Genomic DNA, 26,484 nt, shown 5'->3' on the forward strand with positions numbered 1-26,484 from the left:
ACAAACTATTCAGAACAGAAATAAGCAACAATTTTCACGAAAATCATGGCAATTAGAAATCTAATTCTTGCAACAATAGTAATTATAAACCTGATCATTATCTCTTTCGGGATTATCTTTACGCCACAATGGTTTTGGCTTCTCTTGATTCCATTTCCATTAATGATCTTAGCCTTTTACAACAGCACCCAAACACGGCATGCTATCCTTCGCAATTACCCTCTTTTAGGTTATTTTCGTTTTTTCTTCGAGGCTATCCGTCCCGAAATGCGTCAATACTTCTGGGAGTCAGATACCGATGGACGCCCGTTTAACCGCAGACAGCGCTCTATTGTATATCAGCGTGCGAAAAATGAAAGAGAAACCGTAGCCTTTGGGATGCAAACCGACCCACAGACGATTGGCAACGAATGGGCTGCTCACTCCGTTTTCCCGGTGCATATTGAAAACCATGACCTACGTACTACGGTAGGAAACCACGCTTGTAAACAACCGTACAGTCTAAGCGTTTTCAACATCTCTGCGATGAGTTATGGGGCGTTGAGTAAAACGGCAATCACCGCTTTAAATAAAGGTGCAGCATTGCAAAATTTTGCACACAATACAGGGGAAGGCGGGATTAGTCCCTACCATGTAAATGGAGGAGATTTAATATGGCAAGTCGGAACAGGTTACTTCGGCTGTCGGAATGAAATGGGTATGTTCGATGAAGATCTTTTTGCGGAAAAAGCATCACGTCCTTATGTGAAGATGATCGAGTTAAAATTATCTCAAGGAGCAAAACCAGGTCACGGTGGTATTTTACCTGCTGCTAAAAACACGCCTGAGGTAGCCGCCATCAGACACGTGGTTCCAGGTACTGATGTCATGTCGCCACCAGCGCATAGTGCGTTTAACACTGCCGAAGGCATGATGCACTTTTTACAAAAAATGCGTGAACTATCGGGATACAAACCGATTGGCTTTAAAATATGTATTGGTGACAAGCAAGAGTTTATCGACATCTGTAATGCGATGTTGACGACACAGATATTCCCGGACTTTATTTCGATCGATGGATCGGAAGGAGGAACAGGTGCTGCACCCCTCGAGTTCACCGACAACTTGGGAATGCCTTTGTATGATGCGCTATCTTTTGTAACAACGACACTTATTAAATTTGGTGTAAAAAAACACATTAAACTTATAGTCTCTAGTCGTATTGTAACAGGTTTTGACTTACTTAAGGTTATAGCTTTAGGGGCAGACGCTTGTTATAGTGCACGGGGTATGATGTTCGCCTTAGGATGTATACAAGCGTTGAAATGTAACGAAGATGTTTGTCCTGTAGGAGTCGCGACACAAAAACCACAATTATACAAAGCACTCGACGTACAAGATAAATATGTCCGTGTGGCTCAATTTCACCGTAACACACTTCGTGCTACAGTAGAAATAATGGAAGCTTGTGGATTCAAAACATTGGACGATGTTTCTGCAGATAAGTTCTTCCGCAAAGTAGATAATATTAACACATGGAGTTTTCAACAGATTTACTTTAAAGACACCGGAAAGTTGGTTAATAGTCATAGTGCTTTTGAACCACAAGAAATATAAAAACAAAAGGCTGATTGGAATTCCAATCAGCCTTTTGTTTATACGCTCTTCTCTGCTAAAGTAGCATTACTTTAAATTCGTATATACAATTTCAAGTGTATTTTTTGCTTTAATCATCTCTTCGTAGTTGAGCCCTTCTAGCGCTTCTCCAATCGTTTTATGCGCTTGTCTCATACATCCCTCACGAAGTTGGCGTCCCTGTTTAGTCAGAAAAATAAGATTGGAGCGTTTATCTTCTTTATCATTCACACGCATCACTAATTTCACTTTCTCTAAGTTATTGATAAGCCTGGAAACGCTTGGTTTATCTCGGAACGTTAAACAGGCAAGCTCTTGTTGTGTCCTTCCTTCTTCTATCCACAGATAATATAAAAGTGTCCACTGTTCAGAGGTAATGGTTATACCTTCGTACTTTAGATTTTTCTGTAGCCTCCTGGCCAGTGCTGCCGAAGCCTTTCCCGTTAAAAACGAAAAGAACTCGTCTGCGTGTTCAAAACTAGTTGTCATAATTGTTAAAACTTTAGGTTAGTTGTTTATACAAACAAAGTAAAAAAGGTTATACAAAACAAATAAAATGTAATATTTATATGTTTTTATTATATTTACGCTAATGGAAAATTTTCTACCAGCTTTACTAATAATCGGTGGTGTAATTTACAAAATCTATTCCGAGTACCAAAAAGAACAGGAAAAGATGCGTAAAAGACGTCCTCATATCCCTACGGCTGAACCTGTAGCTGTACCGATCCCTCCCCCGACAGCAAAGCGACCTATTCCGCCCACTTTTCAAAAAGAACACCCATCAATGGTGTCAAAAAAAGTGGAACAGCCGGTAAAACAACGGTATGATATTCCAGAGGAAGTAAATCGGGTGAGAGAACAGCGACAACATCGAAAGATAGAAACCGTCGATCTGGAACATCAGCAAAAGAACAAGGTACCCGAATTTAATCTACGTGACGCCGTTATCCAGGCTGCTATTTTGGAGCGCCCGTATAAATAGGGTATCACGAAATAAACAAATAATTATTCTAAAGATTTGACTACAACCCGTGTAAAATCGCTACAGGGTAAAACTATCTGCATCTTTTAAGAATGGGAATTGTTCGCGTGACTTTATCAGTTCCGTTGGATTTAAAGTAAAGGTGTATAAATCTTCGTCTTCTGGTTTATAGTACACGACATCCCCAACAGGAGATATACACATCGAACCGCCCGAATAGTAAACTTCATTACCATCGTAGCCGACCCTATTCACACCAATAACATACGCTTGATTTTCGATCGCACGCGCCGGGATTAAAGTACGCCAATGTGCGGACCTTTTATCTGGCCAAGAAGCGGTATAAACTAACAGATCGTATGCTCCACCGAGGTTACGCGACCAAACGGGGAAACGTAAATCATAACACACCATCGGACAAATACGCCAACCTTTCAACTCAACGACAACACGTGAAGTGCCCGCCGTAAACACCTCGTCTTCATTGACCATACCAAAAAGATGGCGTTTATCGTAATGTACATAGTTGCCATCGGGATACATCCATACAAAACGGTTATAATATTTATCGTTTTCCTTGATCGTGAGCGTGCCCGCAATAACACATCCATATGCTTTGGCATGTTCATACATCCAATGCATGGTCGGACCATTCATCGTTTCGGCACATTTTTCTACATTGGTACTAAACCCTGTATTAAACATCTCCGGAAGAATAATGAGATCTGTTTTCTCTTTCAATGCTGATAATCGTAAAGACAAATTGTTCAAATTCTTCTCCACGTTCTCCCAAAACAAATATGCCTGAAATACGGTAATCTTTATTGCTTCCATACTTAACCTATACCAGCTTTCGCCAAAAATTCAAAAAATGTTCTGTCACAATTTAACAAAAAGTAAGAGCAAAATAAACTTTTCAACAAAAAAAGCTATTGTTCTCGTTGCATTAATGCATCAGCTAATCTAAATAAAGCATCTTTTCTGCCCATCTCGACATCAATTGCGTGAAGCTTATCGTATGCGATCGCTGTAAACTCCTCTTTCAATCGTGTTGCCGACCCTTTGATGTCATACTTCGCATACAGATCTTTCATCTTCTCTATCTTATGCGGTTCCGCTACTAAATCTGTGCGCAACAAATTAGTTAACACTTCTTGATCCGCATCTGTCGCAAGATCCCGAAGCTTCACATAAAGAATCGTCTTTTTATTCGACAGAATATCACCTCCTACCTGCTTTCCAAATGTTGCTGGATCCCCATAAACATCTAAAATATCGTCCTGTAGCTGGAAAGCAATACCTAGATTCACACCAAAAGCATACAAAAGCTCTTGTGCATCCGGATGTGCATCAGCAAGAATAGCGCCTAACTGCAACGCTCCACCTAAAAGTACAGATGTTTTTAAACGGATCATGTCGATATAGGCGGACTCAGCTACGCGGTCAACCTTTTCAAAATCCATATCATATTGCTGTCCTTCACAAACTTCCACTGCCAGCTTATTGAATACATCCAATAGCTGAGGCACTTTTTCTTTCGGACATTTTGCCAATTCCAAATAAGCTTGAATCAGCAAGCCATCACCCGATAAAATAGCCACACTATCATCCCATTTCTGATGTACAGTAGGCTGTCCCCGACGCAACGGTGCCTTATCCATGATATCATCGTGAATCAGCGAAAAATTATGAAAAAACTCAATAGCGGCGCTTGCGGGAAGTGATTCTTCAATATACTTTTCATCAAAAAGCGCTGCTCCCATAAGAACTAGCATAGGGCGTATACGCTTTCCGGAAAGCGACAAAATATAACGAATAGGATCGTACAAGTTGGACGGACTTACCGGAAAATGCTTAAGATCCAGGTAATCTTGGAACAACTTGGCGTATGTAAGATTTTGAAACATCAATTTTTGTTAAGTCATGCGAAGATAACTATAATATTTATCTAAGTTTGTGTAAAGGTCAATATGCGCATTTTTATCATCCATAATTTTTATCAACACGCTGGTGGCGAAGACTTTGTTTTCCGCAAGGAAGTCGCAGAACTCTCGAAGATTCACGACGTAAAAACCTATTCCGCACAAAACAAAAAAGGAGTTACCGGCTTGCTGCAATATTTTTCATACCCGTTTAATATATCAGAAAGTCGAGACATCATGCGGGAGATAGATCTATTCCAACCCGACATTGTACATATTCACAATGTACATTATGCGATTGGCCCTTGGATAATCCGGAGGATTGCACAAAAGAATATTCCAATAGTCATGACCCTTCATAACTTTCGCTTGCTATGCCCTTCCGCAACATTATTCTTTAATGGTCAGCTGTTCACAAAGAGTCTGCAACAACAATTCCCATGGGAAGCCATCAAGAAACGGGTATTGGACCACTCCCTACCGAAAACACTTCTAACGGCTTTCACCTACTGGTGGCATCGCAAAATAGGCACCTGGAACAGCATCGATCGTTATATCGTCTTATCCCAGTTTGCCAAAGATCTTTTTGCGCATTCCACCTTTCCCGTCTCGGCAAGTAAATTTGTTATTCGCCCGAATTCGGCAGATGTTCAACCCACCAACCAAGCGCGTACTGCAGACTTTATATACATTGGCCGGCTGTCGGAGGAAAAAGGAATCCTACCCTTGTTAGAGGCCATGGCGGAGACAAACTATACCATTAAAGTATATGGTACAGGCCCACAACAAGCACGTGTGGAAGAAATGCAAGATAGATATCCAAACATTATTTACATGGGATTCCAACCGCAGGAGAAACTCGCATCTGCCCTTTCTACCGCCAATGCGCTTATTGTTCCTTCAGTATGCTATGAAGGAATGCCTATGACAATTATTGAAGCCTTTGGTTATTCTACACCCGTCCTCGCTAGTAATATTGGTATTTTACGTGAAATGGTCTTACCTTTGTATACGGGACTTTCTTTTGACCCCTATAATAAGGAAGATATCAAAGACGTTTTGAATCAGTGGGACAATTTGGAGAATAAAACCAAAGATACGATAGGAACAAACTGTCGTACGGTATACGAAAAAAACTATACCGTAAAGTCGAACCTGAGCAAGCTTCTTGAAATATACGATAGCATAAAGCATTAAAAAAGACGAGGATGAGTATTATCATAATGGACAAATTAAATCTCGCAAAAGAGATACAGGCACAACTGGAAACGGTATACGATCCAGAACTAAAGCCTGCAAATATTGTTGATTTAGGTCTTGTTTACGAAATCATTACAAAAGAAGACGGCACGGCTAAGATTGTGATGACGTTAACAGCTCCAGGCTGTCCTGTTGCGGGGCAAATCATGGACGAAGTTCAACAAAAAGTTGCCGCTGTAGAGGGCGTTAAAGAAGCCTTAGTGGAGTTAACTTTTGACCCACCCTGGACGAAAGATTTGATGAGTGAAGAGGCTAAATTAGAGTTAGGTTTCCTATAAAAAAACGAGCGTCTTCAAATGGACGATACCACGTCACTGCGAGAAGCGTAGCGACGTGGCAGTATTCCTTAATTTTATCTCTAAAAGATTGCCACACCTTCGTTCCTCAGGTTCGCAATGACGTTTTGCTCTGTTTAAACAGTCCCGTTTTACTTCTATATTTTTCTACGGTTGTTTTATTGACGCTTCTAATTGACTCAATGTTTTCTTTGGCTTATTGGGTTGTTGATCCTTTCCAAACAACTTGTTCCAGATCGTACGAGACTCTTTTGTTAGGAGCGGTGATACAATAGATAAGATTAATACATACACAACAACGAAAGATTGCACAATAGGAAGCAATCCGCCTGCTTTACCAATATTTGCCATAATAATAGAAAATTCGCCACGCGCGGATAATGTAAAACCAATATCAAAAGAAGTTCGTGGTTTCATATCTGAAAAGCGTGCTGCAAAATATCCGGATGCCACGTTGCCTATAATGGTTACAACTGCTGCTAAAGCAGCCCATCCCACAGCTCCTCCCAGTGTGTACATGTCGATAGAAAGACCGAAACTAAAGAAAAACATCGCTCCAAAGAAGTCCTTAAATGGCAAAATCATCCCTTCAATCTTCTTTATATATTTGGAGTCGGCAAAGACCAAACCTGCCATCAATGCTCCAATTGCCTCTGCCACATGTATCGTTTCTGAAAATCCAGCAATTAAAAATAATAAACTGAAAACAATCAATATAAAGAGTTCGGAGCTTTTATCTTGCAATAGCTTGTCAATCGCAGGCACCAATTTTCGTCCTAGAATCAGGAAGGTTAAAATAAAACCAAGGGCCAGTAAGGAAGTTCCTGCAACTGACCAAAACGAGGTACCTCCCGTCAAGATCAATCCCGATAAAAAGGAGATATGCATGGCGATAAACAAGTCATCGAACATAATCATCCCCATGATCACCTCTGTTTCCGGGTTCGCAGTTCGTTTGAGATCGGTCAACACTTTGGCTACAATAGCCGTAGACGAGCTAGTCATCACGCCACAGAGCACCATCATTTCCTTAAAAGGGAGATCCATCAACCACCCCACCAAGAGACCCGAGACAAAGTTAAGAAGAACGTAAACCGTCCCACCAGTAACAATTGATTTTCCCGACTTAATAAGCCGCCCAACCGAGAACTCTAATCCCAGATAGAAAAGGAGAAATAGGACACCTAATCGTCCCATAAAGTCGATGAACGGCTTACTTTCTGTAAATTTAAGATCGATATGCCAAAATTGAGGCGCATGTTGCCCTAAAACCATACCGATGATGATGAAGAACGGGATAACTGAAAAACGTAACTTATTGGCTAAAAGACCAACAACGGCCACCAAGAAGACAGCAACTCCAACTTCAAGAATCAGGGTAGGTGAAAGCATAAAACTATATAAGGATCTCTTTAAGTAATTTGATATTCATTTTTTTTCCGGCAATAACAAGCGTCGCTCCCGGGGTAATAACATAATCCGGCCCAGGGTTGATCACGGTCTCATCCTCTTGAATGGCCGCAATAATGGACGCGCCGGTGCGCTGTCTCACTTCCAACTGACCAATACTTTTGTTTACGCCATCACTTGACTCCCCTACTTTATACCACTCGATACGTAAATCATCTAAAGCCACCTCAATCGTTTCTAACGATTTCGGCTTATACGATAATCCACCCAAAATCCCGGCAACCTGACGCGATTCTTCATCCGACAGTGTCATAACGCAGTGTGTCTCGCTGTCATCATCCTCCGAACGGTATAGTTCACGTCTACCATCATCATGGATCACCACAATCATGTTATCGCCAGCTTCGGTCTCAATCTGGTATTTCTTCCCGATACCAATCAAGTCGGTTTCTCTAACTATTGACATAGTATAAATTTATTGTGTTTATTGCAAACAACAGGTAATACACACAAATTTAAGCAAAAATGACCGTATAAACAATTGGAATCCCTCCGCGCCTCCCTGACAGTATTTGCGCTAAAAATATTACAAAACGCAGGCTTTTTCTACATACAGCAAATCACTTCAATCCCTATCTTTAGCGCTACAGAAATCAAAAAAAATTATGAAAAAATTAACCTTGTTACTCGCACTTCTTATCAGTGTATGCAGCTATTCATTTGCGCAAAAAAGCACCCTAAAACTAGATCTGAAAGCCTCCAATATTCAATGGGATGCCAAAAAAGTAGTAGGTGGACATGTGGGCACTATCGCAATTAAAAATGGGCAAATATCTATTGACAAGAACAAAATTGTCGGTGGAGAATTTATGATCGACATGAATTCTTTACAGTGCACAGATTCACCTAAAGCAACCGGACATCTCAAGAATGAAGACTTCTTTAACGTTCCGCAATATCCATCCGCTAAATTTGTAATCACGAAAGTAGATAACAGCAAAAGTACACCTACGGTCACTGGAAATCTAACGATTAAAGACAAAACAAAATCGATTTCTTTTCCGATCAATGTGGTACGTATTAGCGGAAATGAGGTGGAGGCCGAGGCAAAAAATGTAAAGATAAATCGATTGGATTTTGATATCAAATATCGTTCATCAAGCTTCTTTGCCGATCTCGGTGATAAAGCAATTGAGGATTACTTTACGCTAAATATTCTTGTCAAAGCGACAAAATAAAAGAAGGGCATTTAAAAATGCCCTTCTTTTATTTTACAGAAACGTCGATAATCTTATATCCGCCATCCGGCTTCTGTTCCGCTTGTCCGATAGCTATCGTTTTGGAGTGGTAAAATAAATAAACCCATTCTGCTACACGGCCTTCCTCCCAGTATTGCTGACGTAAGTCTCTTGCCCGTCTACCATCGTAATCGTATTTGGCAATAAAGTTCTTAAAAATCTCTTCGGGTTCAGGAAGCACATCCCCACCAAAAAAGTAATGCTCCCCCCCTGTATGGATATGAAAAGCTTGATGATTTGGTGTATGCCCTCCATTCAGCTCATAGGATATTTGATGATTGACCTGACCATCGCCTTCCACCAAAACCAAATTTCCACTACGTTGAATAACATCGAAAATATCTGTCCTATACGATGAATTTTCTCCAGCATAGGCTTGCTCCCACTCTCCCTGTTGCACGAAATACTCCGCATTCGGGAATGAAACACGAGCTACACCGTCTTTAAAATCCACCAAACCTCCGGTATGATCTTTATGAAGATGCGACATCAAGACATACTTAACATCTTCCGGCTCATAGCCTAATTTTCGAATGTTTTCATGAATCACCAGATTTCCATTTTCAGCCCTAAAGCCCAATCCTGTATCACATAGAATCAAACCATCATCAGCAACAATCAAGAACGGATGTACATGGACGAAAATAGATCCTTTTCGCGTTAATGGGTCATCTTTTTCTGCATCAAAAGGCACAAAAGCCTTACTAGCATCGACTGAAAAAGAGCCCTCGTATAGAGAATATGCTTGTACCATTTTAAATTTAATTGTAAACAAGTATGTTTCAGAATCTTAATCTACCGAGCCTAGAGCTCATTAGGTAAACCAATTTACAAAACGTATATTTACACGTTAATACAACCGCAAAGATATGCAAAAAAGGTGGGTAGTAAAGCCAAAAAATGAGGTCAATAAAGTGAACACACTGAGAGATGAACTGGGCATAAGTACCGTCATCGCTGAGCTACTTATCAACCGCGGCATTCTCACCTTCGATCAAGCAAAAGCATTCTTTCGTCCCTCCTTAGACATGCTGCATGACCCCTTTTTAATGCAGGATATGGACAAAGCGATTTCCCGTATTGAACAGGCCATAGGCAACAAAGAGAAAATCCTTATTTATGGCGATTACGATGTAGATGGTACAACAGCTGTTTCCGTCGTCTATAGTTTCTTTCGAGACTTCCACACTGGTATGGAATTTTATATCCCTGATCGCTATAGCGAAGGTTACGGAATCTCTACCCAAGGAATCGATTATGCAGCAGAACATGGCTTTTCTTTGATTATCGCTTTAGATTGTGGTATCAAGGCAAATGATAAAATCGATTACGCAGCATCGAAAAACATCGATTTCATTATCGGAGATCACCACTTACCAGGGCCCGAAATACCACAAGCCGTAGCAGTATTGGATCCGAAACGTGTGGATTGTTTATACCCCTACAAGGAGCTGTCGGGTTGCGGAATAGGATTTAAAATCATACAAGCGTTTATTCAAAAAAACGATATGGATATCCAGCTGGCTTATCAGTACCTTGATCTGGTAGCTGTCAGTATCGCTTCGGATATTGTTCCAATTACAGGAGAGAACCGAATATTGACCCACTATGGGCTCAAGAAACTGAATACCAATCCTAACTGTGGCTTACAAGCGTTAATTAATCTTTCCTCCAATAAAACAGGCCAATTTTCAGTCAATGATATTGTCTTCCAAATAGGTCCCCGCATCAATGCTGCAGGACGAATAGAACATGCCAAAGATGCGGTAAAACTTCTGATTTCAAAATCGTTGCAAGAAGCAAAAGACTTCTCGGCGACAGTCGACGATCAAAACAACCTTCGAAAAGACTTTGATCTACGCATCACAGAAGAAGCTCTTGATTTAATTGATAACGACGAAGTATTGATTAAGCGTAAGTCTACCGTCCTGTATAAAGAAGACTGGCATAAAGGTGTGATCGGTATCGTTGCTTCTCGGTTAACGGAGAAGTATTATCGCCCAACCATAATTATGACCAAAACAAATGGGCATATTGCAGGTTCGGCACGCTCGGTACTGGGCTTTGACCTCTACGAGGCACTGAGTGAATGTAGCGATTTATTGGATCAATATGGTGGCCACAAATATGCAGCGGGATTAACCATGCCCATTGAGAATCTGAATGCGTTTCAGCAGCGTTTTGAGGATGTCGTGAGTGGCACCATTAAACCCGAAATGCTCCAACAGGAGGTCCTCATTGAAACAGCTATCAAATTAACAGATATTGACAGTAAATTCTATCGACTGTTAAAACAATTTGAGCCGTACGGCCCCCAGAATGAAGCTCCTATTTTCGTCTCACGAGCCGTCGAAGGTTCGGGATATATTGTAGGTAGTAATCATATTAAGATAACGATAAGACAAGGAGACTCTCCAGCTTTTGAATGTATTGGCTTTGGATTGTCTGAATACATAGACACCATAAACAGCGGAGCCTCCTTCGATGTATGCTACACCATTGAGGAAAACAACTGGCGAGGAAAGAGAAACCTACAATTGAACATTAAGGCTATTCGATTTTAACAAAAAACCTTCACTGTAATTGAGCGTTATATATACACAGAAAAGGCTTGCATGGGTGGATATTAAATTTACATAAATTTATATAAGTTTGTAATCAAACGATTAATGGAGAAGATGATACTAAAGGCAGAAAACCTGGTCAAAAAGTACAAGCAACGTACCGTTGTTAATGATGTTTCTTTCCATGTGGAACAAGGTGAGATCGTCGGATTGCTCGGACCAAACGGTGCCGGTAAGACAACCTCCTTTTACATGATTGTAGGACTTATTAAGCCTAACGATGGTCATGTATACCTGGATGATCAAGATATCACACAGGATGCTATGTTTCAACGTGCGCAGAAAGGGATAGGCTATCTGGCACAGGAAGCCTCTGTATTTCGCAAACTATCCGTAGAGAACAATATCTTAGCCGTACTGGAAATCCATTACAAAAATAAGGAAGAGCGTTTAGCAAAATTAGAAGAGTTGTTAACAGAATTCAGTTTGCACCGTGTACGCAAGAATCGAGGCGATTTACTATCTGGAGGAGAACGCCGACGGACAGAAATAGCACGTGCGCTAGCTGCTAATCCACACTTCATCTTACTCGATGAGCCTTTCGCCGGGGTCGATCCAATTGCCGTTGAGGAAATTCAAACCATTGTCTCCAAACTTAAAAGAAAGAACATTGGTGTGCTTATCACAGATCACAACGTACAAGAGACTTTATCCATAACGGATCGCGCCTATTTATTAACGGAAGGTAAAATCATGCTGACGGGCACTCCCGAAGAAATTGCGGACAATGAACTCGCACGTAAATTCTATCTCGGAAGACACTTTGAATTAAGAAGAAAAAAACTCTAACATAAGCTTTAACGTAAGATAAACGATGGCGCTATTAAATTCTCTCTTTACTTGGATCATGAAGAAACGTATTCATCAGATCGAACTATTCATGAAATACCCACATGATGTACAAGAGGAATGGTTCCAAAGCTTAATTTCTACCGCAGAAGCAACCGAATGGGGTAAAAAATATGATTACACCAGTATTCTAACTCCAGAAGAGTATAAAAATAGAGTACCAATTCAAGACTACGAAGACGTTAAGGTATATGTAGACCGAATGATAAAAGGTGAGCAAAACCTTATCTGGCCCTCTGATATAAAATGGTTTGCCAAGTCTTCAGGCACAACGTCAGATCGATCGAAGTTCATTCCAGTTAGTTTGGAAGCGTTAGAAGACTGCCACTACCAAGGTGGTAAAGATATGCTGTCCATCTACTGTCATAACAGACCCGAAAACAAAGTTTTTACAGGCAAATCGGTGGTGATCGGAGGTTCTTCCCAGATCAATAACTTCAGCCCCGATTCATACTATGGCGATCTTTCATCCATTCTGATCCGTAACTTGCCTTTTTGGGCGGAGTTTAAACGCACCCCCAACCTCGAGGTAACTTTGAATCCAAATTTTGAGGAAAAGATAGAGCAGATAGCACAGATTACCATTAAAGAAAATGTAACCAGCTTAGCGGGTGTACCAACCTGGAACCTCGTTATGGCAAAGCGTATTCTCGAAATCACGGGTAAAGACAATCTGTTGGAGGTGTGGCCAAATCTAGAGTTTTATGGTCATGGTGGCGTTAGCTTTAAACCATATCGTGAACAGTTTGAAAAACTGATCCCTTCTGCGGATATGTATTACCTGGAAAACTACAACGCATCGGAAGGTTATTTTGGCTTACAAGACCGCTCGGATTCGGAGGACCTATTGCTCATGTTAGATTATGGAATCTACTACGAGTTTCTTCCTATGGAACATATCGATGAAGAGCACCCGAAAACATTAGACCTGAGCGAAGTCGAAATCGGAAAAAACTACGCCCTCATTATCTCGACCAATGCAGGATTATGGCGTTATAAAATAGGAGACACCATTAAATTCACATCCCTATCGCCATATCGTTTTCAAATATCAGGTCGAACGAAACATTACATCAACACATTTGGGGAAGAAGTGATTGTTGACAATGCCGAGAAAGCACTGAGTGAAGCGTGCAAAGCGACTGGAGCTGTAATCAAAGACTATACCGCTGGTCCGATCTATTTCAATGACGGTAAAGCCGGTGCACATGAATGGATTATCGAATTTGAAAACCAACCATCAGACTTGCAACAGTTCAGCGAAGTGTTAGACAAAACATTGCGCGAAATCAACTCGGACTACGATGCCAAGCGCTATAAAGATATGGCATTGGGCTTCCCTATTATCCACAATGCAGCCCCTGATACCTTTTACATTTGGATGAAGTCCCGCGGTAAACTGGGTGGGCAGAACAAAGTTCCACGACTAGCGAATAACAGAGAGCATATAGAGCCTATTTTAGAGCTAATGGGTACGCGGTAGCAACTATCCTTTATCCTGTACCCACTAAAAATACAGCCGCTGTATGGGGTATCTATTGATTCTTTTTTCTAACTTGCACATTCTAAAATTTTAATGAAATGAGCGAGACGAATACTTATTCAATTCGCGTAGAGCCAACAAAACAATCGAGACTCTCGCAAGTAGATTTCAACAATTTGAAATTTGGTCAGATTATGGCTGACCACATGCTAGTTGCTAATTATGAAAATGGCACATGGACCGACGTCAGTATCCAGCCATATGGTGATTTATCCGTCAGCCCATCCATGTCTGCCCTCCATTATGGACAAGCAATCTTTGAAGGTATTAAAGGATATAAATTTGCAGATGGTACTGTTAGCATTTTTCGTCCCGACAAGAACCATGAACGTTTTAACAAATCGGCTTTTCGCTTACAGATGCCTGAGGTACCTGAAGAGATTTTTATTGAAGGATTAAAAGCCCTCCTTAATATTGATCGCGATTGGGTTCCTTCTAATGAAGGTACTTCGCTCTATATCCGTCCTTTCATGTTCGGAACGGAAGCGGCCTTGGGAGTTCACCCATCTGCTTCGTATAAATTTATCATTATTTGTTGCCCTGTCGGTGCATATTATAGTAAACCAATCAGCTTAAAGGTTGAAACACATTACACCAGAGCTGCGGAAGGCGGTGTTGGATTCTCTAAAAATGCAGGGAACTACGCATTATCCTTATACCCAACACAACTTGCTAATGACGAAGGCTATGACCAAATCATGTGGACCGATGCCTTGGAACATAAATATATCGAAGAAGCAGGAACTGCAAACTTAATTTTCCGCATTGGCGATACCATTATTACACCACATGGTGACACCATCTTACACGGTGTAACACGTCGTACGATTATCGAACTAGCGGATAAATGGGGATACAAAACAGAACAACGAAAAGTGTCCGTTCAGGAGCTTATCGATGGCATCAAAAATGGCTCAGTAACAGAGGCTTTTGCTGCTGGAACGGCTGCAACCATCACCCATATTTCACGCATTGGTTTTAACGGAACAGATTATGAATTGCCACCAGTTGAAGGACGAGACTTCTCTAATAAAGTGTTAGATTATTTGAATCAATTGCGTTACGGAAAAACTGAAGATCCATTTGGTTGGAACTTTATCGTTTAATATAAATACTGTTATTCGGACAAATACGAAGAAACACAATAAAAAGAGGCTGTTTTTAACAGCCTCTTTTTTTACGTAAAAAAAGAATCCCTCATCGTCGGGCGACAAAGAGGGATCCAAACCAATTATTAACCTAAATTATGAATTAATAGAAATGCAAAACACGTGTCATTAATTAATTATTATGCAACATCTGGTTTCCATATTTTGTCACATCTGCGTTACCAAATGAGTTAATATCCCTTCTTGATCGTTTGGCTCAAACCAGGTCGTATTTCCATACTTCTTAAACCAGGTTATTTGTCGTTTCGCATATCTTCTTGTATTCTGTTTAATCTTTTCCACCGCTTCCTCTAGAGAAATATGACCGTCTAAATAATCAAAAATTTCAGCATAGCCTACGGTAAGTAATGCCGGCTTTTCCTTGTAAGCGAACAATCTTTTAACTTCCTCAACTAAGCCTGCGTCGATCATCTTATCAACGCGTAAGTTAATACGTTCGTAAAGAGCCTCGCGTGGCATATTTAGTCCGATGGTAATGGTATTAAAAGTACGATCTGCTCCCCCACTTACTTGAAACGAAGAAATGGGTTGTCCCGTCGCTTCAAATACTTCTAATGCACGAATTACGCGTTGCGGATTATGAATGTCTGCTGTTGCATAATAAACCGGATCCACCTCCTTTAGTGCTTCTTGTAATACGTTTATCCCTTCATTTGCCAATCGCGCATTCAACCGTTCTCTCACTTCGACTGGAGCTTTGGGCAGATTGTCTAAGCCCTCACATACCGCACGTACAAACAAGCCAGAACCACCCACCATTACAACGACATCATGCTGCTCAAATAATGTCTCCAAAAGTGATAAAGCATCGCGTTCAAAGTCACCTGCCGAATACTCATCTTCAATGGAGTGGGAATCAATAAAATGGTGCTTAGCGGCCGCCAATTCTAGCGCATCAGGTTTTGCCGTACCAATCGTCATTTCTTTATAGAACTGCCTCGAATCTGCCGATATAATCTCCGTTTGAAAATGTTGTGCCAAAGCAATTCCCATAGCCGTCTTACCCACCGCGGTGGGACCAACAACAACAATTAATGTTTTTTTATTCTCTGCCATAACGACTTCATAAAAAAACCTTAAGCTTTCACTTAAGGTCTCCCTTTTATCTTGTATTGTTTACCAAGAAAAACCGGCCCTAGTACTCGTCCTCGTAGCCTTTTTCTTGCTGTTCACTCCCGTCTTCGCTCTCTCCTTCTTCCTCGTCATCGAACAAATCAAAATCATCCTCATCATCTACACCATATTCTGTATCATCAACTGGCACGTCGTCCTCATCATCGTCATCGTCCACCCCCGTAGATACAGGAAAATTGGCTGCCGCAGCAGACTTCGGTACTTCACCAACCGTCTTGAATACCTCGGGATATTCTTTCCCCTCCTCTTCTTTTAAAATCTTGATCAGCTCCACATGGAAATCATAGGGACGATCAAAGTTATAGATGTAATAAAATTTCTGATGCGGGTCTTCAATAAACTTACTCAACCGGATATCTTCCATTTTCAACACCCCAGCAGCATTTTTTTTATCCGTTGGTAAAAGTGCAATTTCGGTACCCTTTTTCCATTGGTCGTTACTCACATAAAACGAAGAAGGTACATTAATAATGTATCCCGTCGATTTGTGTATTGTTTCGTGTAACGTTAAGAACGTACTTTTCGAGGTCACATCTATCTCACGATAAACATCTTCATAATCCTCAAAAGTCACTCGAAATCTGTAAATAGCCATTTTAATCGTATCGTATAATTATTTTGCCCCCTAAAATTACAATAATTTTTAAAAAATTAAAGCAACACATTATTTTTAGCTGTCAAGCCCATTTCCTCCCCACGTTTCAATACAAACCCCAAGGCTTCTGCTCTATTGTTCGCGATCTCCCCTTCTAGAATAGCCTCACGCATTGCATTCTTAAGCATTCCAATCACACGTCCAGGACCTAGTCCAAAGAGCTGCATAATATCTTCTCCGCTTACTGGTGGTTGCCAATTACGGATCTGATCCCGTTCCTCCACATCTCTAAGCTTTTGTTTAACGAGTTCAAAGTTATCTCTATACTTTTTCTTCTTAAACTCGTTTTTTGTAGTCACATCCGCATGGCATAACATCATCAATGCATCGATATCATCACCTGCCTCAAATAACAAGCGACGCACCGCTGAATCACTAACGATATCTTGCGCCAAGACGATTGGTCTTAAATGCAATTGAACCAGCTTTTGAACAAACTTCATCTTCTCGTTCAAGGGTAACTTTAGTTCCGCAAATAACTTTGGAACCATCTTAGCCCCACGATCCTCGTGCCCATGAAAGGTCCACCCCACTCGCTTATCGAAACGCTTCGTTGCTGGTTTTGCAATATCATGCATAATGGCCGCCCATCTCAACCACAAATCATCCGACATTTCAGCCACATTATCCAGTACTTCCAATGTATGGTAAAAGTTATCTTTATGTCCACGTCCATCAATAACGTCTACACCATACAATTGCTGCATAGCTGGAAAAATAAGTTTTAGCAACCCGGTATCAAACAAATATTTAAAACCAATAGATGGTTTTGTCGCTAAGACAATCTTATTTAATTCATCTGCAATTCGTTCTTTCGAAATAATCTGAATCCGTTCGGCATTATCCACAATAGCTTGGATAGCCGCTATATCAATTTTAAAATTAAGTTGGGTCGCAAAACGGATAGCACGCATCATCCGTAACGGATCATCCGAGAAGGTTATCGTCGGGTCAAGTGGTGTCTTTATTATCCGCTCTTCAATATCCCCAACCCCATTAAAAGGATCGACGAGCTCACCATAGCGATCACCATTTAGGCAATATGCCATCGCGTTGATGGTAAAATCGCGGCGATTTTGATCATCTTCCAGTGTGCCATCTTCAACAATCGGGTTGCGTGAATTCGACCGATAAGATTCTCGACGTGCGCCTACAAACTCAATATTTATTTGATCATGCACCAACATGGCCGTTCCGAAGCTCTTGTATACCGCAACCTTTGTATGAAGGATTTCCCCCAATTTAGTTGCAAAATCAATCCCACTCCCAACAACTACAATATCCACATCATTCTTGAACGGACGGCCCATAATTCGGTCCCGAACAAAACCGCCGATTACATAGCACTCGACCTGTTCTTTATCCGCTAAATCTTTGATTATTTGAAAAATAGGATGTTGTAAATTCTCTCGCATAGCAACCCTGTGTAGGTAAAAATCTATTAGCGGGCAAAAATACGCAAAATTAAGATACAATTCGGTATCTATCGTTATTTAAAAGCAGCTCGCTTCTTAGTCACGGTCTTTAGAAAGTCGACGGAAAGCAAGCGGATTCGCTGTCAGTTCAGCCTGTTCTCTACGACATTTAACAATATGTACCGCCTTAAAAATCGCTTCTAAAAAAGATTCATGTGAGGCTAAATTTTTCCCTGCAATATCATATCCGGTGCCATGATCTGGCGAAGTTCGTACTACCGGTAATCCAGCCGTATAATTTACACCTTGACGCGAGGCAATATGTTTGAAAGGGATCAATCCCTGATCGTGATACATCGCCAAAACCGCATCAAACTTGGTATAACTATCTGTTGCAAAGAAACCATCTGCTGGATATGGACCAAAACAGAACACACCTTCCTGATTTGCTTTTTCGATAGCCGGTCTAATGATTTCATCATCCTCTGTTCCAATGATGCCATTATCACCCGCATGTGGATTAAGCCCTAGAACAGCGATTTTAGGTTTTTGAACCCAGAAATCCTTCTTTAAGCTCTCATGCATCATCTTTAATTTCTGCATAATAGCCTCCTCTGTGATCGAAGACGCGATATCCTTTACTGGAATATGTCCCGTAACGACCCCTACACGGAGCTCTTCGGTAATCATAAACATAAGCACATCCGATGCATTAGACTTCGCCTGTAAATACTCCGTATGTCCGGGAAAGTTAAAACCGTCTTGTTGGATATTGTGCTTATTGATTGGCGCTGTCACCAACGCATCTATACGACCAGCATTTAGATCTTCAACTGCTTTTTCAAGGGAAAGAAAGGCATATTTTCCACCTATTTCATTCTGCTCACCCAAAGTGATCTTAACGTCCTCCTGCCAACAGTTGATAATATTAGAGCGTTTAGGATTAGCTTGATCTGGTGAATTAATTACATTGAAACTAAAATCCTGCACCCCAATTGCCTTCCGGTGGAAAGATGCAACTTTAGTATTTCCATAAACAATAGGTGTAAAGTATTCGAGAACTCTATTATCCATTAAGGATTTAATAATAACTTCTAAACCTATACCATTGATGTCGCCTACAGTAATACCTATTTTTAGTTTTTCACTCATCTTTCAAAAGCTTTGATTCAAAATTACAAAATTTAGCAAACAAAAGGCTGTTTGAAAAGCAAATTGTTCGGAATAACTATCTTTGCATTCTATTCGATAAGCTATGAGTACAGTACGCGCAAAGAAACACTTGGGACAACATTTCTTAAATGATAAGAATGCGGCTCAAAAAATTGTAGAAGCTTTGGATCCTTCATTAGGGTTTACACAAGTATTAGAGGTGGGACCTGGTATGGGTGTTCTTTCTGATTTTCTATTAGAAAAAAAGGAATACGAGACCTGGCTTATCGACATTGACGACGAGTCCATTGCGTTTCTAGCCGACAAGTATCCGCAATTGGGAGACCGACTTATTCATGGGGATTTCCTGGCTTTGGATTTTGGCGCGTACTTTGGAGATAAGATGGCGGTCATCGGAAATTTTCCGTACAATATTTCTTCTCAAATCTTGTTTAAGATCTTGGACGAACGAGACCGCGTGGTACAAATGGCGGGGATGTTCCAAAAAGAAGTGGCAGAGCGTTGTGTCGCTAAGCCAGGAAGTAAGGAATATGGCATATTAAGCGTTTTCTTACAAGCCTACTATGATGTTCAATATCTATTCACGGTAAAAGCAGGCGCTTTCAACCCGCCGCCAAAAGTACAATCGGGTGTGATGCGGATGACCAGAAACGGCCGTGCCACCTTGGATTGTGATGAAAAACTATTTTGGCGTGTCGTAAAAGCAGGTTTTAACCAACGACGCAAAACACTGCGCAATGCCTTGTCAGCTGTTGTTCCCAAAGATAAAATGAGCGATAATCCACTATACGAACTACGTGCAGAACGACTCAGTGTAAAAGACTTTGAAAGTCTCACGAACGAAATTATGACTGTTTTATAGCCCATAAGATGAAAGCCAGATTTGCTATTGTTGGCGGAGGAATTGCAGGCCTTACCGCAGCTATTGGTCTTCGCAAACTGGGGTACGAACCTATTATTTACGAACGTACTCCTGTGCTAAAAGGTATCGGCGCAGGTTTTGGTCTTGCAGCCAACGCGATGCATGCATTCGACCTGCTCGGACTTCGCCAAGGTGTCGAAAAAATAGGTCATTTCCTCTCCTCTTACGCTATTCTGGATCAAAAAGGGCGAGTTATCGCGGCACCTGACACCGCAGAAATTGCCAAGAATTTTCAGCAACTGAACTTCGCCATACACCGTGCTGATTTGCATCGTTTTTTAATCGATCAGCTCCCGCCGGAAACTATTCTACTCGGTAAAGAAGCCCTCAATTTAGAACAAAACAAAGATGGGATCGTTCTTCACTTTGCGGATGGACAAAAGGTTGAGGCCGAGTATCTATTAATCACAGATGGCGTACGATCAAAACTTCGTCAACAATTGATTCCACAATCGGCACCTCGATATTCAGGATATACATGTTGGCGGGCCGTAATAGACAATACGGATATTAATTTGAAAGAGGGCAGTGAAACCTGGGGTGCCTTGGGGCGCTTTGGGATGACACCACTTGTAAACGATAAAATTTACTGGTATGCGTGTATTAATGCCTCCGAAAATAACCCAACATATGCCGCCTATAAAATCGCGGATCTACAACGCCATTTCCGTAGCTATCATACAGATATTCAAACATTATTAAAAAACACACAAGACGAACAGCTTCTTTGGAATGATATTATCGATATCAAACCGCTGGATACGCTCGCCTACAACCGGGTTTTATTGTTAGGTGATGCCGGACATGCGACGACTCCTAATATGGGGCAAGGAGCTTGCCAAGCTATCGAAGATGCCGTTGTATTGATGGATGAGCTCAAAACAAATCCAGCTATAGAAACTGTCTTCCAGCATGTGAATGAAAGACGCTTACACCGTACGCGCTATATCACCAACACATCCTGGCAGATTGGAAAGGTAGCGCAATGGGAAAACAGAAACCTCATTGCAGTACGCAACTTTTTCATGCGCAACTTACCTGCCCGATTTATGCAATCGAAGCTCCAGCAATTGCTTAGCGAAGACTTCATGACTATTAACAAAAGAAGATGAAAACACAGATATTAATCGTCGACGATATACACGAAATCTTACTGGAAAAGTTGAAATCAGCGGGCTTAGCGTATGATTACCAACCCAACATAGATCGCGAAGGTGCGGCGGCAATCATCAGTAATTACACGGGTTTGATCATTCGCTCCAAATTTCAAGTGGACCGAGATTTTATTGACTTAGGTACGAACCTCCAGTTTATCGGACGTGCCGGAGCAGGGATGGACAATATCGATGAGCATTATGCAACATCCAAAGGAATTGTGTTGATTCCAGCCAATGAAGGCAACCGGGATGCTGTTGGGGAGCATATGATCGGGATGTTGTTGAGCCTCATGAACAACTTGAATCGTGCACATAAAGAAATTACCGAAAAAGGCCAATGGCGCCGTGAAGAAAATCGAGGCCATGAGCTTAAAGGAAAAACAGTCGCCCTCATTGGATATGGTCACAACGGTCAAGCCATGGCTAAAAAGCTCGCCGGATTCGAGGTTAACGTCATTGCTTACGACAAGTACAAGACAGGATTCTCGGACAACTATGCCCGTGAAGTGTCCATGGAAGAAGTGGTGAAGCAAGCTGATATTTTGAGCTTTCATATCCCTTTAACGACCGAAACCAAAGGCCTTGTAGATGATGAATACCTGTTCCATTTCCGCAAACCTATCTTCTTTTTAATGGGCGCACGCGGCGGAATCGTCCAAGTACCGGCGGTATTAAAAGCACTGAATTCGAAAAAGATTATCGCTGCTGCTTTCGATGTTTTGCCAATCGAAAAATTCCCTTCACTTGGCGAACAAGAATGGTTTCATGACCTTAGCTCCCGTGATAATGTATTACTAAGCCCACATGTCGCAGGATGGACGTACGAAAGTTACTACAAGTTATCCGATGTGTTGGCAGAGAAAATAATTGCTTTGGAACATACAGCAAACTAACGTAATGCATTTACCCCCCGAAAGCTCGAAACAAAGCAACGGAAAGTAATACAAATACGAACTGTAATACCAAGGCCAGATCGAGCAGATAGGTATAGTGATAATGTCCTTTCTTCTCAAAAATAAAAAACCGATAAAATATAGCAATAAGGAGATTTGTCGCTAATATCCCTCCTTTTATAGGCCAAGGAATAGCGGAAGAAAAGACGACCAATAAACTGTGTATCGCTACAAGTATGTAGCATAATCGAATTGCCTTCTCTACGCCTAACATACTGGGGATTGTCCGAAGGTGATAGTAGGAATCCTGTGCAATATCTCGGATATCAAACGGCAAGGTACAAATCACCAAAAAGAGGAATTTAAAAGCAAAAAGGCTATAAAATAAGACACTGTCAACCGTTTCCCCTTGTGCCCAAAGTTCTACTGCTGGCAGAGCAACCGAACTAAGCGTCCAAACCAGCGCAATATGAAAAATTTTCATCGCTGGCAGCTGCCGCAACCCTACCCATTTGCCTTGGTAGGGAATGATGGGGAAAGAATACAAAATACTGACCGCCCCTATTACACCTAGAAATAACCAAGTATACAGATGCACGTGGAAAAGTGCGTAAACTAAAACACATGCCGCAATAATCATATTCAGCCATAACAGCCATTCATACCGAAACACCCATCGGGTGCGTGCATAGGCAGACTCCGCCGGCTGTTTGGGCTTAGATAACAGAAAGCTAAAATTATACAACAATAAGGTTGCTGCGCCTTCTATCAGAATGATAAATAGATTATAAGGCTGGTCAAATATTAAATACGTCAAAGCGCATTGTGCCGCGGCTGCAACAGCTATCAATATGTTCGTGAAAATCAAAACATAATAGACCCTCCTTAACAACTTCATAACCGACGATACAATTTATTTAAATTCTTGCATTAAATTAATCAAAATAAGGCATTTTTATATTTAAAATTGACAATAATGGCAAAAAAAACTAAATTAGCCTATTAAGATTCGATTCAGACACAAATGAATAAATAAGTGGCTGCTTCGAATAAATAACAAAATTTTACCGAGAATATGAGCCTACAGATTACAAGTTTTGAGGAGTATCAGGAAGTCTACAAACGTAGCGTTGAGGATCCTAAAGCATTTTGGGGAGAAATTGCTGAAAATTTCTTTTGGAAAAGAAAATGGACGAATGTATTAAATTGGAATTTCACAGAACCGAATGTAAAATGGTTCGAAGGAGGAAAATTAAACATTACCGAAAACTGTCTTGACAGACATATCTATAAGTATGGCGATAAGCCTGCTATCATTTGGGAGCCTAACGACCCGAATGAATCACACCGTGTACTCAGCTATAAGCAACTTTTAGCCAAGGTTGAAACTTTCGCTAATGTACTAAAGAACAACAATGTTAAAAAAGGTGACCGTGTATGTATCTACTTACCAATGGTTCCTGAGCTTGTTATTGCGGTACTTGCTTGTGCTCGTATTGGAGCGATTCACTCTGTCGTGTTCGGAGGTTTCTCCGCACAATCTATTGCCGATCGTATCAACGATGCCGAATGTAAATTAGTAGTTACCGCCGATGGTGGATTTAGAGCGAACAAAACATTGGAGTTAAAATCCATTGTTGATGACGCCTTAATGCAATGTAAAACAGTAGAACGTGTCATTGTACTCACGCGTACCCGCACCCCAGTATCGATGATCAAGGGACGTGATGTTTGGTGGGAAGATGAGATCAGTAAAGTGGAAACACAAGGAAATCCACCATGCCCTGCAGAAGAAATGGATGCTGAAGATCCGCTATTTATTTTGTACACATCTGGATCTACGGGTAAACCAAAAGGAGTCGTACATACTACGGGAGGATACATGGTGTATACCGGTTATACGTTCTCCAATGTATTTCAATATCAACCGGGGGAAGTGCACTTCTGTACGGCAGATATTGGCTGGATCACGGGACACAGTTATATCGTTTACGGTCCTTTATCGCAGGGCGCCGTTTCCTTGATGTTCGAAGGTACACCAACCTACCCAGATGCAGGTCGTTTGTGGGATGTTGTAGACAAACATAAAGTAAACATTCTCTATACAGCACCAACCGCTATTCGTTCCCTTATGGCATTTGGCGACGAGTATGTCGACAGTAAAGACTTGAGTAGCATCCGTAAGCTGGGATCTGTGGGTGAGCCGATCAATGAAGAAGCGTGGCACTGGTATAATGAGAAAATTGGTAAAGGTAAAGCGCCAATTGTAGATACATGGTGGCAAACGGAAAACGGAGGTATCCTAATCGCACCGATGGCCGGTATTTCTCCAACGGTACCGAGTTATGCAATGTTGCCACTTCCGGGCGTACAACCGTGCCTAATGGATGAACATGGTAATGAAATCGAAGGTAACGATGTGACCGGAAACCTATGTATCAAGTTCCCTTGGCCAGGTATGCTACGCACAACATGGGGCGACCACGAGCGTTGTAGACAAACATACTTTGCGACTTACGAGAACAAATACTTCACCGGTGATGGTTGTTACCGAAGCCCAGAAGGCTACTATAAGATTACAGGACGTGTAGATGATGTGTTGAATGTTTCTGGTCACCGTATCGGAACGGCCGAGGTAGAAAATGCCATTAATATGCACTCCGATGTAGTTGAGTCTGCCATTGTTGGTTATCCGCATCCTGTAAAAGGACAAGGTATCTATGCGTATGTTATTGCGAATCACCATATCGATGCGGAAAGCACGCGTAAAGATATTATGCAAACAATCACGCGTCTGATTGGTGCGATTGCAAAACCAGATATTATTCAGTTTGTAAGCGACTTGCCAAAAACACGTTCTGGAAAGATTATGCGCCGTATCTTACGTAAGATTGCAGAAGGCGATATCAAGAACCTGGGCGATACATCAACCTTACAAGATCCAACTGTTGTTGACTCGATTATCAAGGGCTCGCAAGAGTTTCAACGATAAAATAAAAAGGGCGCTTAAAGCGCCCTTTTTATTTTAGTTTAATGTGAAAGTAAATTCTTGATTGGCTTCTGTTTTATAAGCCATACTTTGTGTTGCTGGAGAAATGGCAAATAAAGGTGAGAATGTTTTCACTTTTACCGTATTTCCATCCGGCAAAAACTCAAGATAGCGTAACCATCCGTCCCCCCCATTACCATGCCATCCGCCCCCCATGGCCTGCGCATTAAAAGTCATTTGCGTCACAGTTTTACCAGACATATTTTTATCTTGTCTGAAACCTAAGTGCCCGTCAAAGACATCAGGATCACCAATATGTCCTGAAAATACAAGACGGATATTTTTGGATGGCTTCACCAACTTCTCAAATAAAGCTTCTCCATAGTTTACATCTTCCATCTTATACTTCTGCGTTTTGATGTGGTTACTGTTTTTATTCAAGAAAACGTGCGTTAATAAGATTACATCTTTATCCACATACTTCTTGTTGTTCAGCACATCCTTCGCCCAATTTACCACAGTATCTCGAGGTCCAAACTCAAGCACCATCACCAAAATATTCTTATTTTGTGGTGTTTTAAACTCGTACAATGCATTGACACTAGTAGACGCACCGTTTAAAGCAGGACCAATTTCACGAAGTGCTCTAAAATTCATGCTATTTTGCTCCACCGAAAAATACTTATCGTAATTAGTTGATCTGTATTCTGCACTTTTATAGCCATAATCATGATTTCCTGTCGCCAGTACATAAGGCACATGGTTATCGAATTTTGAAAAAGCACTGCGTACAAAGCTCCATTGCTGCTGGCTGTTCATATTGCCCGTATTGCCCTGTGGATTCATAAAATCATTCTGCTCCACCAAGTCTCCTGTACACAGCACAAATTGCATATTCAAGGCCTCCACATTCTCGTAGATCCAACTGGTCATTAAATTTAAAATACCACCATTGCGATGATAGCGCGAATACGTTTGAGGATCAGGAAGAAGAACCAACGACCACGAGTCTTTATCTGTTAATGTAGGTTTTTGGTACTGTGCATATCCTTGTAAGCTCCAAAACAAGCTCAATAAAAGGAAAGTTAGTTTGATGTTTTTCATGGCCTAAAATTAATATTTATCAAGAAAGTAACGCAAAAAACGGGTATTTTTTGTATTTTTATGTCGGTTCCA

25 protein-coding genes are annotated in these 26,484 nt (G+C 41.1%); 13 read left to right on the forward strand and 12 right to left on the reverse strand.

Annotated elements, in window-relative coordinates; all coding sequences use genetic code 11:
- Nucleotides 1-45 precede the first annotated feature (45 nt).
- Complete coding sequence (locus E2P86_RS14575) at nucleotides 46-1,596, forward strand: FMN-binding glutamate synthase family protein (protein WP_085474311.1); 1,551 nt, start codon at nucleotides 46-48, stop codon at nucleotides 1,594-1,596.
- A 66-nt stretch (nucleotides 1,597-1,662) separates the two neighbouring features.
- On the opposite strand, the gene E2P86_RS14580 is transcribed toward E2P86_RS14575, so the two are convergent.
- The gene (locus E2P86_RS14580) at nucleotides 1,663-2,103 is read right to left on the reverse strand and encodes a MarR family winged helix-turn-helix transcriptional regulator (protein WP_085474312.1); all 441 of its coding nucleotides are present in this window, start codon (nucleotides 2,101-2,103) and stop codon (nucleotides 1,663-1,665) included.
- Nucleotides 2,104-2,206: 103 nt separating this feature from the next.
- Between E2P86_RS14580 and E2P86_RS14585 the strand changes: the two genes are divergently transcribed.
- Complete coding sequence (locus tag E2P86_RS14585; protein WP_134433615.1) at nucleotides 2,207-2,599, forward strand: hypothetical protein; 393 nt, start codon at nucleotides 2,207-2,209, stop codon at nucleotides 2,597-2,599.
- Nucleotides 2,600-2,659: 60 nt separating this feature from the next.
- On the opposite strand, the gene E2P86_RS14590 is transcribed toward E2P86_RS14585, so the two are convergent.
- Nucleotides 2,660-3,433 carry an amidohydrolase gene (locus tag E2P86_RS14590; protein ID WP_085474314.1) on the reverse strand — a complete coding sequence of 258 codons (774 nt, stop codon included), beginning with the start codon at nucleotides 3,431-3,433 and terminating at the stop codon, nucleotides 2,660-2,662.
- A 95-nt stretch (nucleotides 3,434-3,528) separates the two neighbouring features.
- A complete protein-coding gene (locus E2P86_RS14595) occupies nucleotides 3,529-4,506 on the reverse strand; it encodes a polyprenyl synthetase family protein (RefSeq protein WP_085474315.1) in 978 nt (325 codons plus the stop codon).
- A gap of 63 nt (nucleotides 4,507-4,569) precedes the next feature.
- Between E2P86_RS14595 and E2P86_RS14600 the strand changes: the two genes are divergently transcribed.
- A complete protein-coding gene (locus tag E2P86_RS14600; RefSeq protein WP_134433616.1) occupies nucleotides 4,570-5,718 on the forward strand; it encodes a glycosyltransferase family 4 protein in 1,149 nt (382 codons plus the stop codon).
- Between the two features lie 11 nt (nucleotides 5,719-5,729).
- Nucleotides 5,730-6,059, forward strand: a complete 330-nt coding sequence (locus tag E2P86_RS14605) for a metal-sulfur cluster assembly factor (protein WP_085474317.1) — start codon at nucleotides 5,730-5,732, stop codon at nucleotides 6,057-6,059.
- A 165-nt stretch (nucleotides 6,060-6,224) separates the two neighbouring features.
- Here the strand turns inward: E2P86_RS14605 and E2P86_RS14610 are convergent, their stop codons facing one another.
- Together E2P86_RS14610 and E2P86_RS14615 are read right to left on the reverse strand one after the other, a co-directional pair.
- The gene (locus tag E2P86_RS14610; protein WP_134433617.1) at nucleotides 6,225-7,469 is read right to left on the reverse strand and encodes a cation:proton antiporter; all 1,245 of its coding nucleotides are present in this window, start codon (nucleotides 7,467-7,469) and stop codon (nucleotides 6,225-6,227) included.
- A 4-nt stretch (nucleotides 7,470-7,473) separates the two neighbouring features.
- Nucleotides 7,474-7,953 carry a cation:proton antiporter regulatory subunit gene (locus E2P86_RS14615; protein WP_085474319.1) on the reverse strand — a complete coding sequence of 160 codons (480 nt, stop codon included), beginning with the start codon at nucleotides 7,951-7,953 and terminating at the stop codon, nucleotides 7,474-7,476.
- Nucleotides 7,954-8,152: 199 nt separating this feature from the next.
- On the opposite strand from E2P86_RS14615, the gene E2P86_RS14620 reads away from it, so the two are divergent.
- On the forward strand, nucleotides 8,153-8,725 hold the full coding sequence (locus E2P86_RS14620; protein WP_134433618.1) for a YceI family protein: 573 nt from the start codon (nucleotides 8,153-8,155) through the stop codon (nucleotides 8,723-8,725).
- 28 nt (nucleotides 8,726-8,753) lie between these two features.
- Here E2P86_RS14620 and E2P86_RS14625 read toward each other — a convergent pair whose 3' ends face one another.
- Complete coding sequence (locus E2P86_RS14625) at nucleotides 8,754-9,539, reverse strand: MBL fold metallo-hydrolase (protein WP_085474321.1); 786 nt, start codon at nucleotides 9,537-9,539, stop codon at nucleotides 8,754-8,756.
- A 115-nt stretch (nucleotides 9,540-9,654) separates the two neighbouring features.
- On the opposite strand from E2P86_RS14625, the gene recJ reads away from it, so the two are divergent.
- The 4 genes from recJ (at nucleotide 9,655) to E2P86_RS14645 (ending at nucleotide 14,907) form a co-directional block, all read left to right on the forward strand.
- Complete coding sequence (gene recJ / locus E2P86_RS14630) at nucleotides 9,655-11,349, forward strand: single-stranded-DNA-specific exonuclease RecJ (RefSeq protein ID WP_134433619.1); 1,695 nt, start codon at nucleotides 9,655-9,657, stop codon at nucleotides 11,347-11,349.
- A 114-nt stretch (nucleotides 11,350-11,463) separates the two neighbouring features.
- The gene (gene lptB / locus E2P86_RS14635) at nucleotides 11,464-12,198 is read left to right on the forward strand and encodes an LPS export ABC transporter ATP-binding protein (RefSeq protein ID WP_085474443.1); all 735 of its coding nucleotides are present in this window, start codon (nucleotides 11,464-11,466) and stop codon (nucleotides 12,196-12,198) included.
- Between the two features lie 25 nt (nucleotides 12,199-12,223).
- Nucleotides 12,224-13,741, forward strand: a complete 1,518-nt coding sequence (locus E2P86_RS14640) for a GH3 auxin-responsive promoter family protein (protein ID WP_085474323.1) — start codon at nucleotides 12,224-12,226, stop codon at nucleotides 13,739-13,741.
- A gap of 98 nt (nucleotides 13,742-13,839) precedes the next feature.
- Nucleotides 13,840-14,907 (forward strand): branched-chain amino acid aminotransferase, encoded by a 1,068-nt coding sequence (locus tag E2P86_RS14645; protein ID WP_085474324.1) that lies wholly within the window; start codon nucleotides 13,840-13,842, stop codon nucleotides 14,905-14,907.
- Nucleotides 14,908-15,117: 210 nt separating this feature from the next.
- On the opposite strand, the gene miaA is transcribed toward E2P86_RS14645, so the two are convergent.
- The 4 genes from miaA to pdxA all read right to left on the reverse strand — a co-directional run bounded on the left by miaA (nucleotide 15,118) and on the right by pdxA (nucleotide 19,326).
- Nucleotides 15,118-16,026 carry a tRNA (adenosine(37)-N6)-dimethylallyltransferase MiaA gene (miaA, locus tag E2P86_RS14650; protein WP_085474325.1) on the reverse strand — a complete coding sequence of 303 codons (909 nt, stop codon included), beginning with the start codon at nucleotides 16,024-16,026 and terminating at the stop codon, nucleotides 15,118-15,120.
- Between the two features lie 79 nt (nucleotides 16,027-16,105).
- Nucleotides 16,106-16,699 carry an IS1096 element passenger TnpR family protein gene (locus E2P86_RS14655; protein WP_085474326.1) on the reverse strand — a complete coding sequence of 198 codons (594 nt, stop codon included), beginning with the start codon at nucleotides 16,697-16,699 and terminating at the stop codon, nucleotides 16,106-16,108.
- A 56-nt stretch (nucleotides 16,700-16,755) separates the two neighbouring features.
- Nucleotides 16,756-18,174, reverse strand: coding sequence for a CCA tRNA nucleotidyltransferase (locus tag E2P86_RS14660; protein WP_085474327.1), 1,419 nt, complete (start codon nucleotides 18,172-18,174; stop codon nucleotides 16,756-16,758).
- A 96-nt stretch (nucleotides 18,175-18,270) separates the two neighbouring features.
- Complete coding sequence (pdxA, locus tag E2P86_RS14665) at nucleotides 18,271-19,326, reverse strand: 4-hydroxythreonine-4-phosphate dehydrogenase PdxA (protein ID WP_085474328.1); 1,056 nt, start codon at nucleotides 19,324-19,326, stop codon at nucleotides 18,271-18,273.
- Between the two features lie 103 nt (nucleotides 19,327-19,429).
- On the opposite strand from pdxA, the gene rsmA reads away from it, so the two are divergent.
- Genes rsmA through E2P86_RS14680 form a run of 3 tightly spaced genes read left to right on the forward strand, consistent with a single transcriptional unit; the run spans nucleotide 19,430 to nucleotide 22,319 of the window.
- The gene (gene rsmA / locus E2P86_RS14670; RefSeq protein WP_134433620.1) at nucleotides 19,430-20,209 is read left to right on the forward strand and encodes a 16S rRNA (adenine(1518)-N(6)/adenine(1519)-N(6))-dimethyltransferase RsmA; all 780 of its coding nucleotides are present in this window, start codon (nucleotides 19,430-19,432) and stop codon (nucleotides 20,207-20,209) included.
- A gap of 8 nt (nucleotides 20,210-20,217) precedes the next feature.
- A complete protein-coding gene (locus E2P86_RS14675; RefSeq protein ID WP_134433621.1) occupies nucleotides 20,218-21,381 on the forward strand; it encodes an FAD-dependent monooxygenase in 1,164 nt (387 codons plus the stop codon).
- Nucleotides 21,378-22,319, forward strand: coding sequence for an NAD(P)-dependent oxidoreductase (locus E2P86_RS14680; protein ID WP_134433622.1), 942 nt, complete (start codon nucleotides 21,378-21,380; stop codon nucleotides 22,317-22,319). Before E2P86_RS14675 ends, E2P86_RS14680 begins: the two co-directional genes overlap by 4 nt.
- A gap of 10 nt (nucleotides 22,320-22,329) precedes the next feature.
- On the opposite strand, the gene E2P86_RS14685 is transcribed toward E2P86_RS14680, so the two are convergent.
- On the reverse strand, nucleotides 22,330-23,217 hold the full coding sequence (locus E2P86_RS14685) for a UbiA prenyltransferase family protein (RefSeq protein ID WP_134433623.1): 888 nt from the start codon (nucleotides 23,215-23,217) through the stop codon (nucleotides 22,330-22,332).
- A gap of 177 nt (nucleotides 23,218-23,394) precedes the next feature.
- Between E2P86_RS14685 and acs the strand changes: the two genes are divergently transcribed.
- Nucleotides 23,395-25,311: an acetate--CoA ligase gene (gene acs / locus E2P86_RS14690; protein WP_085474333.1), complete on the forward strand. Its 1,917-nt coding sequence runs from the start codon at nucleotides 23,395-23,397 to the stop codon at nucleotides 25,309-25,311.
- Between the two features lie 33 nt (nucleotides 25,312-25,344).
- Here acs and E2P86_RS14695 read toward each other — a convergent pair whose 3' ends face one another.
- Complete coding sequence (locus E2P86_RS14695) at nucleotides 25,345-26,412, reverse strand: metallophosphoesterase (protein ID WP_134433624.1); 1,068 nt, start codon at nucleotides 26,410-26,412, stop codon at nucleotides 25,345-25,347.
- Nucleotides 26,413-26,484: the final 72 nt, after the last annotated feature.

It is taken from the genome of Sphingobacterium psychroaquaticum, assembly GCF_004421025.1.
GTDB lineage: Bacteria > Bacteroidota > Bacteroidia > Sphingobacteriales > Sphingobacteriaceae > Sphingobacterium > Sphingobacterium psychroaquaticum.